This window comes from Arsenophonus endosymbiont of Bemisia tabaci Q2 (assembly GCF_902713415.1).
GTDB lineage: Bacteria > Pseudomonadota > Gammaproteobacteria > Enterobacterales > Enterobacteriaceae > Arsenophonus.
In genome coordinates, this window is sequence record NZ_CACTIE010000143.1 from 1 (window position 1) to 7405 (window position 7405).

Consider the following 7405-nt stretch of genomic DNA (forward strand, 5'->3'; position numbering starts at 1 on the left):
AGGATTGAGTTATAGCTAGGCGACTTTAAAATGATTACAAGTAATTACTCTATATCAGTAAATTTATATTGGAGAAAAACATATATTTTTGTAATTAAAATTAAGACCCTTAGCTATATTACCTGAAGAGTATGAGCCAATCATTATTGATCAATTTGCTGAAATAGATTTGCTAGCAATGATTGAAGATGAAATAATCCTCTCTTTGCCGGTGATCCCGGTTCATAACTCTGAACGCTGCGAAGTGTCCGACGCGGATATGGTTTTTGGTGAGTTGCCTAACGAGGCAGAAAAGCCAAATCCCTTTGCCGTATTAGCTAGTTTAAAAAAAGTACTTAAGGAGTAAGGTGAATGGCCGTACAACAAAATAAACCCACTCGTTCTAAACGTGGTATGCGTCGCTCACATGATGCATTGACAACTGCCGAAGTATCGGTAGATAAAACTTCTGGTGAAACCCATTTGCGTCATCATGTGACTGCTGATGGCTATTATCGTGGTCGCAAGGTTATTAATAAATAGTTGTTGTGTTAATTATTAAACGATTAATACCTTGGCTAATTTAACCTTAGCATTAGATGCGATGTTTGGGGATAATGGTCCTCGCATTATTGTGCCTGCTGCATTGCAGGCATTCGTTTCTAACCCACAGTTAAGATTATTACTGGTTGGTATTCCCGAAATTTTAAACCCATTGCTTGCAGATCAGCGTGCTGAGCTGCGTGAGCGTTTGCAAATTATTCCTGCTTAATATCCTATTGCTAATAATATTAAGCCATTACAAGTAATCAGGCAAAGTAAATGCTTGTCAATGCGGATTACTTTAGACTTAGTGAAGTCTGGTCAGGCGAAAGCGTGTATTCGTGCTGGAAATACTGGTGTACTTATGGGATTAGCAAAACTCATATTGAAGACAATAAATGGTATTGAAAGGCCAGCGTTGACAACGATTTTGCCAAATCAAGAGCATGGTAAAACCGTTGTACTTGATTTAGGCGCTAATGTTAACTGCAATAGTCAAATGTTAGTACAATTTGCCGTAATGGGAGCAGTAATGGCTGAAGAGGTTTCTAATATAAGCAATCCACGCGTAGCATTATTAAATATTAGTGAAGAAGAAAATAAGGGTTTAGATAATATCCGCGAAGCCGCCTCAATATAAAAGCAACACCTTCTATTAATTATATTGGTTATCTAGAAGGTAATGAGTTATTGACGGGTAAAGCTGATGTATTCGTTTGTGACGGCTTCGCAGGTAATGTAACGTTGAAAACAATGGAAGGTGTGATACGCGTTATTTTATCTTTAGTAAAATCTTCAACTACAGAAAATAAGATCTCATCGTGGCTGATGAAGTTGATTAACCGTGGTTACAGAAACGTATCTCAAAACGTTTTCGGCACCTGGATCCTGATAAATATAATGGTGCTTCACTTTTAGGATTACACGGCATTGTAATTAAAAGTCATGGAGCGGAAAACCAAAAAGCATTTAAAGCTGCAATTGAACAGGCGATTCAGGCGGTAGAGAAGCAAATTCCTGATAGAATTGCGACTCGCTTGAATACCTTACTACCAAAGAGTGATTAAAGCAAAATGTATACAAAAATCTTAGGTACTGGCAGCTATTTGCCTGTACAGATTCGTACGAATGCTGATTTAGAGAAAATGGTAGATACTTCTCATGAATGGATAACTACCCGAACAGGAATTAAAGAACGCCGTATCGCAACAGAAGAAGATAATGTATCTACAATGGGTGCTAAAGCTGCGCGAGAAGCGTTAGAAATGGCTGGCATCGCAGCTAATGAAATTGATTTAATCATTGTAGCAACGACTTCTTCGACCCATGCCTTTCCAAGTGCGGCATGCCAAATCCAACAAATATTAGGGATTAAAAACTGTGCCGCATTTGATGTTGCTGCTGCATGTGCTGGCTTCACTTATGCACTGAGTATTAGCGATCAGTTCATTAGAACAGGGATCGCGAAGAAGGCATTAGTTATTGGTTCTGATGTATTATCAAGAGCATTAGATCCGAATGATCGTAGTACACTTATTTTATTTGGTGATGCAGCAGGTGCAATCGTTGTCGGCGGTTCACCAGAGCCAGGAATTTTGTCGACCCATTTACATGCCGATGGTAATTATGGTGATTTATTAACTTTACGCCATCAAGAGCATAGTAAATGCTCAGAGCCAGCTTATGTCACAATGGCGGGTAATGAGGTTTTTAAGATCGCGGTGAGTGAGTTAGCTAATGTAGTGGATAAAACATTAGAAAAAAATGTACTAGATAAATCAAAATTGGATTGGTTAGTCCCGCATCAAGCTAATTTACGGATTATTCAAGCAACAGCAAAAAAGCTCGCAATGCCAATGGATAAAGTCGTTATTACGCTGGATAGACACGGTAATACTTCAGCAGCATCAGTACCGACAGCGTTTGATGAAGCAGTCAGAGATGGCCGCATACAGCGAGGGCAAATGGTATTGCTTGAAGCATTTGGTGGTGGTTTTACTTGGGGCTCAGCGCTGATCCGTTTTTAAATTATACAGGAAAATAAAAATGTCTAATTTTGCAATGATCTTTCCTGGCCAAGGTTCTCAATCTCTTGGCATGTTAGCTGATCTAGCAAAAGAGTTTGCAGTAGTAGAGGAAACGTTTGCTGAGTCTTCTAATGTCTTAGGATATGATTTATGGGATTTGGTCCAAAGTGGCTCAGAAGAAGAATTAAATAAAACTTGGAAAACACAGCCAGCACTTTTATCCGCATCTGTGGCAATTTTTCGAGTATGGCAGGAAAAAAAGGCAAAATGCCTACACTAATAGCAGGCCATAGTTTAGGTGAATATTCTGCATTAGTCTGCGCCGATGTCATCGATTTTAAATCCGCTGTCAGATTGGTAGAACTACGCGGGCAATTGATGCAAGAGTCTGTGCCGGAAGGGATGGGGGCTATGTATGCAATTATTGGTTTGGATAATGAATCAGTATTAGCATCGTGTCAGCAAGCTGAACAAGGCCAAGTGGTTTCTGCAGTTAATTTTAATTCGCCAGGTCAGGTTGTTATTGCCGGTGAAAAAAGTGCTGTTCAGAGAGCGGCAGCTTTATGTAAAGCGGCTGGTGCAAAACGTACTTTACCGTTGGCTGTCAGTGTACCTTCACATTGTGCATTGATGCAGCCTGCTGCAAAAAAATTAGCGCAAGCATTAGAAGAAGTTGTATTTAATAAGCCTAATATCCCTGTTGTAAATAATATCGATGTTAAAATCGAAAATTCGGTAGAGGGTATTCGACAGGCTTTAGTCAGGCAGCTGTATAATCCTGTACGCTGGGTTGAAACCATCGAATTCATGGCTGAGCAAGGGATCGTGCAACTATTAGAAATAGGGCCAGGTAAAGTATTGACTGGTTTAACTAAGCGCATTGTGAGTACGATTAATTCGGTAGCGATTAATGATACGGCATCATTAATCGCTGCGTTGATAAATAATTGAGGAAAACATGAGTTTTGATGGAAAAATAGCCTTGGTAACTGGGGCAAGTCGTGGTATCGGGCGATCAATAGCTGAACTACTGGCTGAACGTGGTGCGAAAGTAGTTGGTACTGCTACAAGCAAAGAAGGTGCCGAGGCGATTAGTAGCTATCTTGGTGATAAAGGTAAAGGTTATATCTTGAATCTGACAGACACTGAATCTATTGATAGTACTCTATCTAAAATTCGTACAGAATTTGGTGAAATTGATATTTTAGTTAATAATGCAGGTATTACCAGTGATAATCTATTGCTGCGAATGAAAAAAGAAGAGTGGGACAGAGTTATTGATACAAACTTAACTTCGATCTTTAGTCTATCCAAAGCTATAATGCGTTCAATGATGAAAAAACGTTATGGTCGCATTATCTCTGTCGGCTCAGTAATTGGCACATTGGGTAATATTGGACAGGCAAATTATGCAGCGGCTAAAGCAGGTATTATCGCTTTTAGTAAATCATTAGCACGTGAAGTAGCTACCCGCGGTATTACGGTGAATGTTGTTTCACCTGGTTTCATAAAAACCGATATGACTCAAGCATTGACAGATGAACAGCAAGCAGGCATTTTAGCTAATGTTCCTGTAGGGCGGCTCGGTGATCCAAAAGAAATTGCCAGTGCTGTAGCATTTTTAGCTTCTGATGAAGCAGCTTACATCACGGGTGAAACATTACATGTCAATGGTGGCATGTGTATGATTTAAAAACCAATGAATCATTTGCATGGTTAACGCTAAAATAGCATATAATAATGCGAAATCAGGTTCGAATAGCCAGGATTGGGTTGTGCCTTTCCTGTATCTAAACTACGAAAACCATCGTGAAAGCGAGTTTTAATAGGAATTTAAATAGTATGAGCACTAAAAACCAAGATGTTGCCAACAACAGTATTGAAAGCCGTGTTAAAAAAATAATTGCTGAACAGTTAGGTGTTAAAGAAGATAAAGTTGCAAATAATTCTTCATTTGTTGAGGATTTAGGTGCGGATTCTCTTGACACTGTTGAACTAGTCATGGCATTAGAAGAAGAGTTTGATACCGAAATTCCTGATGAAGAAGCGGAAAAAATCACGACAGTGCAAGCAGCTATTGATTATATTAATAGCCATAGCTCATAAGCCGTAAATTTAATTATAGAGAGCTTTTATGCACATATTCAGGCGGTCGATCGACCGCCTATATTTTCACCGAAACTTATTCCTTTTTCTGGAGGATATACGTGTCTAAACGTCGAGTAGTTGTGACTGGACTCGGCATGTTATCTCCTGTCGGCAACACAGTTCAGTTATCTTGGAATGCTGTATGTGCTGGACAGAGTGGCATCAGCCTTATCGAGCATTTTAACACTGAAAACCATACAACCAAGTTCGCGGGTCTAGTTAAAAATTTTAATCATGACGATTATGGTATTTCGGCTAAAGATGGGCGCAAGATGGATCTTTTTATTCAATATGGGCTTGCTGCTGGTAAACAAGCTATCGAAGATGCAGGTATAGAAATCAGAGAAAAAAATGCGCATCGCATTGGCGCAGCAATTGGTTCTGGTATTGGCGGATTAGGACTAATCCAGGAAAACTGTGATCTTTTACTCACTAATGGCCCGCGTAAAGTAAGTCCTTTTTTTGTTCCTTCAACTATTATCAATATGGTGGCTGGACACTTAAGTATTATTTATGGCTTTAAAGGCCCAACTATCTCTATTGCTACCGCTTGTACTTCTGGGGTGCATAACATTGGTCATGCAGCGCGGATTATTGCTTATGGTGACGCGGATATCATGCTGGCGGGTGGCGCAGAAAAAGCAAGTACATCCTTAGGTATTGCTGGATTTGGCTCTCTCAAAGCCTTATCAAGACGTAATGACGAACCTGAGCGAGCAAGCCGACCTTGGGATCATGAACGAGATGGTCTTGTATTAGGCGATGGAGCAGGTATTTTGGTGCTGGAAGAGTATGAGCATGCTAAAGCTCGAGGCGCTAAAATCTATGCTGAATTTGCCGGTTTTGGTATGAGTAGTGATGCCTATCATATGACGTCACCACCAGAGAATGGTGAAGGTGCGGCACTGGCGATGACAAATGCGTTACAGGATGCAGGTATAAACGCAGAAAAAATAGGTTACATTAATGCTCATGGTACATCAACACCGGCAGGAGATATTGCTGAAGCGCGAGCAGTTGCATCAATTTACCCAGAGCAGAGTAAAATACTGGTTAGCTCGACTAAATCGATGACCGGTCATTTATTAGGTGCAGCAGGTGCAATTGAATCTATTTTTACGATTCTGTCGTTGAGAGATCAACTTGTTCCTCCAACAATTAACCTTGAAAATCTCGATAGTGAATTAGACGAATTAGTGAAGACAGGACGGCTAGATTTTATACCGGATAAGAAACGTAAAGTTGAAAATATGCAGTATGCATTATGCAATTCTTTTGGTTTTGGCGGCACAAATGGTTCGATTATTTTTCGTAAAGTCAATTAATTGATATTTTCTCATAAAGAGGCCTCAATCTAACTTATAGCTAAGCGTCTTAATTTTGATTACAAAATATATGTTTTTCTCCAATATAAATTTACTGATATAGAGTAATTACTTGTAATCATTTTAAAGTCGCCCAGCTATAAGTTGAGGCTTTTTTTATTGATATAAATGATGGATTTTAAATAAACTGTAGCGATAAGTAGTAGGTATTCAGTTTGATTAAGAAGTTAACGAAATGATATTTTGGATTAATGGTGAAAAGCAAAATAATATTTCGGTAATGGGTAGAGCTCTTCAATTTGGGTGATGGCTGTTTTACAACAATTCGCGTGGTTGGACATCAACCAGCCTTATTGTCACACCAAATTTATTGATTACAAAAAGGGGTTACACAACTATTTTTACCTACACCAGATTGGCAAAAATTGGCTGCTGATATAAATAAAATAGCGTTTTTGAATAAAAAGGATTTAGCGGTGATTAAAGTTATCATTAGTCGTGGTGAAGGTGGCCGAGGATATAGCATCGCAGGCCTCAACAAAGCAACAGTCATTATTGCGTTAAGTGATTATCCACCTATTTATTTAAATCAACAGCAAAGAGGTATTAATTTAGCATTGAGTAAAATACCCGTAAATAGTAACTGTTATTTGGCCGGCATTAAACATTTAAATCTATTAGAAAAAATATTAATAAAACAGCAAATTGAATTATTAAATGTTGATGAAGCTATTGTGACGGATACTAATGGCATATTGATTGGATGTTGCGCAGCAAATATTTTTTTACGGAAAGGAAAACGAATTTACACGCCCAATTTAAATCACGCTGGTGTTGAAGGTGTAATGCGCAAACAGGTTATTGCGAGTTTATCTGATACTGATTATGAACTTTTCTATATCAGCGACTATGCTAATATATTGGCACAGAGCGATGGAGGTAATCATTGCTAATGCTTTAATGCCCACATTATCGGTTAAGCGTATTATATAGCTAAGCGACTTAATTTTGATGACATTATTTATATGAGCTATTCAATTGATTTTAGACGTAAAGTGATATTTACCATGGAAGAAGAAGGGTTGAGTATCCGAGAAACAGCGAAGCAATTTCGGATTGGCTCTGCATCTGTATCGCGTTGGATTAATCAAATAGAGCCAAAAGCATCGACTACGCGTCAGCGAAAAATCGATAAATCCGAGTTGATATAGCTGGGCGACTTTAAAATGATTACAAGTAATTACTCTATATCAGTAAATTTATATTGGAAAAAAACATATATTTTGTAATCAAAATTAAGACGCTTAGCTATAAAAATGTTGAACAATATCCATATGGTTACCAAAAAGAGCGTGCAGAGCGTTTTGGCGTTTGTCAGAAGGC

General features: G+C 38.6%; 6 protein-coding genes and 4 pseudogenes. All 10 read left to right on the forward strand.

The annotated features are described in order from the left end of the window. Positions 1 to 118 precede the first annotated feature (118 nt). A pseudogene (locus tag ARSQ2_RS07945) lies at positions 119 to 346 on the forward strand (YceD family protein); the annotation flags it as partial. Positions 347 to 351: 5 nt separating this feature from the next. Further along, a complete protein-coding gene (rpmF, locus tag ARSQ2_RS07950; protein ID WP_026822220.1) occupies positions 352 to 522 on the forward strand; it encodes a 50S ribosomal protein L32 in 171 nt (56 codons plus the stop codon). Between the two features lie 31 nt (positions 523 to 553). After that, positions 554 to 1589, forward strand: a pseudogene (gene plsX / locus ARSQ2_RS07955) (phosphate acyltransferase PlsX). Positions 1590 to 1595: 6 nt separating this feature from the next. Beyond that, a complete protein-coding gene (locus tag ARSQ2_RS07960) occupies positions 1596 to 2549 on the forward strand; it encodes a beta-ketoacyl-ACP synthase III (protein WP_181994965.1) in 954 nt (317 codons plus the stop codon). A gap of 19 nt (positions 2550 to 2568) precedes the next feature. After that, a pseudogene (fabD, locus tag ARSQ2_RS07965) lies at positions 2569 to 3500 on the forward strand (ACP S-malonyltransferase). 7 nt (positions 3501 to 3507) lie between these two features. Continuing rightward, on the forward strand, positions 3508 to 4242 hold the full coding sequence (gene fabG, locus ARSQ2_RS07970) for a 3-oxoacyl-ACP reductase FabG (RefSeq protein WP_181994966.1): 735 nt from the start codon (positions 3508 to 3510) through the stop codon (positions 4240 to 4242). 149 nt (positions 4243 to 4391) lie between these two features. Continuing rightward, entirely contained in the window at positions 4392 to 4655 is a 264-nt protein-coding gene (gene acpP, locus ARSQ2_RS07975) for an acyl carrier protein (RefSeq protein WP_181994967.1), read from the forward strand. Between the two features lie 101 nt (positions 4656 to 4756). After that, positions 4757 to 6022 (forward strand): beta-ketoacyl-ACP synthase II, encoded by a 1266-nt coding sequence (fabF, locus tag ARSQ2_RS07980; RefSeq protein ID WP_181994968.1) that lies wholly within the window; start codon positions 4757 to 4759, stop codon positions 6020 to 6022. Between the two features lie 386 nt (positions 6023 to 6408). After that, positions 6409 to 6975, forward strand: a pseudogene (gene pabC / locus ARSQ2_RS07985) (aminodeoxychorismate lyase); the annotation flags it as partial. Between the two features lie 72 nt (positions 6976 to 7047). Continuing rightward, positions 7048 to 7233: an IS630 transposase-related protein gene (locus ARSQ2_RS07990; protein WP_181994130.1), complete on the forward strand. Its 186-nt coding sequence runs from the start codon at positions 7048 to 7050 to the stop codon at positions 7231 to 7233. Positions 7234 to 7405: the final 172 nt, after the last annotated feature.